Source organism: Nostoc sp. CALU 1950, assembly GCF_051172895.1.
In the GTDB taxonomy this organism is placed as follows: Bacteria; Cyanobacteriota; Cyanobacteriia; order Cyanobacteriales; family Nostocaceae; genus Nostoc; species Nostoc edaphicum_A.
Genome location: NZ_JBDNJQ010000375.1, coordinates 1 through 1,274 on the forward strand (window position 1 = coordinate 1; position 1,274 = coordinate 1,274).

Sequence of the window (1,274 nt, forward strand, 5' to 3'; positions counted from 1 at the left end):
AGAGACTGCTGATTAATTCCTGATTTTTTTAGTTGGGTTTCAATAGTTCTAGTGAGTAAAGTCATTTGATGCCAACGAATTAGATCAGGTTGATAATCAACTAACCATCCCAATTTCTCTCTGATTTTTTTGTTAATCACGTTTAGCTCGCTATTTCCAGCTAATTCAACCAAGGTATCTACAGAGCAATTTAATAAATTCAGACCCCATTCAGTCAGCCTTTCAACATTAAAATACCGACACTGCGAACGTTGTGTAGGAGGAGATAAAAAAGATAATTCTGTTTGTTGTAACTGTTGCCTACAGATATTGCATTTTTTGATAAATGACTGATATCTATCATCAGAATTTAACTCATATTTTAAAAGCAAAGCCATTGCATGAGTCACATCGTGAGTATAAATTAAGTCTTCATTCTCTTGTTTATAAAGCTTTATGCCACGAGCTAAGTCGCTACTGTGGTCAGCCACTATTTGTATTGGTTTCCCAACCCGCAATGTCAGTTCATCAAGCTTTTCCTTTATATTTTCACCTCTTGTTGAGTCCATAATATAAAGCCCTAAAAGCTCTACATCTTGGTGAGAAAGTCCTCTCTCTGAAGGTATAATTTCTTCAACAAGGTGTTGTTGTGAAACACCTAAAACTACAAGAGCTTTTTGTTTTCCTAGTTCCAATGTAAAATCAACGATAAATATCCAATCGCTTCTATATTCTTTTTCGCGGTTAAGTTCGTATAATCCAATCCGTCCTAGCCATTTCCTAATACAAGTAAAACTTGGAGTTTTACGTGATTCTAAGAAGTTATTAAAAAATAATTCTAAGGTTTTTTCTATTCCTCTAAAACTCGTACCACATTTAATTAAAAGTTGTATACTCATCAGTACTATATCAACTGTATAATGATGATTTTTAGCATTCAATTCTTCTGTATCGCCACTTGTTTCTAAATTAGACGAACTTGCGTCTAATTCATCTTTTTTTCCTCTACGCAGACCTCTCCCTTCTCAAGAGAAGACCCTTTCTCTGCTGCGATAGCGCGATTTTTCCAATACTCCCGTGATGCTGATAAATCTCTTACTTTTATTTCTAAAGCTCTCAGCTTTTTCTGTTTTTCTAAAGCTTTTTCTTTCCAATTATCTCGACCTGCGCGAAACAAGCGGGCTAATCTGCTAGTTGGGCTTTTGAATTCCACTTTTCTTTTACCTTTCCTAAATAAGACGACATAGTTATTGTATGAAAAATATCACTGAAAAACTCACAAAGTCAACAGACTA

Annotated in this window: 2 protein-coding genes; both read right to left on the reverse strand. The window is 34.8% G+C overall.

Annotated features, from left to right (window positions below; all coding sequences use genetic code 11):
- A partial coding sequence (locus ABF638_RS37985; RefSeq protein ID WP_435027885.1) for a hypothetical protein occupies positions 1–920 on the reverse strand: 920 nt, incomplete at its 3' end.
- A 44-nt stretch (positions 921–964) separates the two neighbouring features.
- Complete coding sequence (locus tag ABF638_RS37990; RefSeq protein ID WP_323201336.1) at positions 965–1,192, reverse strand: hypothetical protein; 228 nt, start codon at positions 1,190–1,192, stop codon at positions 965–967.
- Between the last annotated feature and the right edge of the window lie 82 nt (positions 1,193–1,274).